Genomic DNA, 870 nt, shown 5'->3' with positions numbered 1-870 from the left:
TGCGTATTCCAGCCCAACGTGACCGCCCATTCCAGCAATATGACCGGTCATTCCAAATAGATCGTGACCGCTGATTCCAGACTCAGCGTGACCGTTTTTAACTCGCTTTTGGAATCCAGGCCCTTGGTGTTGGAAGGTAATTTGATGAACCCGATAAGGTGGAGCTTTTTAGGCTCCCCATGTCCAGTAAAGCAATTACCATGCGAAAAATTAAAGAAGTTCTACGGCTACGCTTTGAGTGCCACCTCTCAATGGAGGCCATTGCCAGATCTTTAGAGTTATCCAAAGGTGTCGTAGTCAAATATTGCCAGCTAGCGTGCGCTGCCAAAATCGACTGGAAGAATGTACAGAACTGGGATGAGGCGCGTTTGCGCTACACGCTCACTCCCAATGCCTCTGAGCTGGCCCGCGCTACACCCTATGTTTTGCCCAACTTTGCGCTGATACATCAAGAGCTTAAAAACAAATGCATGACTTTGCAGTTGCTCTGGCACGAGTACGTTGCGAGCACAGATGGCAAGACATACAGCTACTCGGCCTTTTGCGAACACTACAGCCGCTTTACCAAAACCCTCAAACTCTCGATGCGCCAAATCCACAAGGCCGGTGAAAAATGCTTTGTCGATTATGCTGGCCCCACAATCCCCATCATTGATGTGCTCACTGGTGAAATTACCAAGGCACAAATCTTTGTAGCGGTTCTGGGGGCTTCAAGTTATACCTTTGCATTAGCAACGAGAGCGCAAAAGACTGAAGATTGGTTGCTGGGTCACCGCAAGGCCTTTGAGTATTTTGGTGGGGTAACGCAGGTCATCGTTCCCGATAATCCGAGAAGCCTGGTTGCCAACCCCGATCGCTATGAACCGCAAG

At 49.4% G+C, this 870-nt stretch carries 1 protein-coding gene; it reads left to right on the top strand.

The genetic code is table 11. The features are described 5' to 3' along the window. Positions 1 to 179: 179 nt before the first annotated feature. Positions 180 to 870, top strand: a 691-nt coding sequence (gene istA / locus VC188_RS11905; protein WP_323484106.1) for an IS21 family transposase, incomplete at its 3' end; no start/stop codon positions are given.

The organism is Polynucleobacter sp. MG-28-Ekke-A2 (assembly GCF_035012985.1).
Lineage (GTDB): Bacteria > Pseudomonadota > Gammaproteobacteria > Burkholderiales > Burkholderiaceae > Polynucleobacter.
Note: the sequence above shows the minus strand (reverse complement) of the source record. Positions and strands in the feature narration are given on the sequence as shown.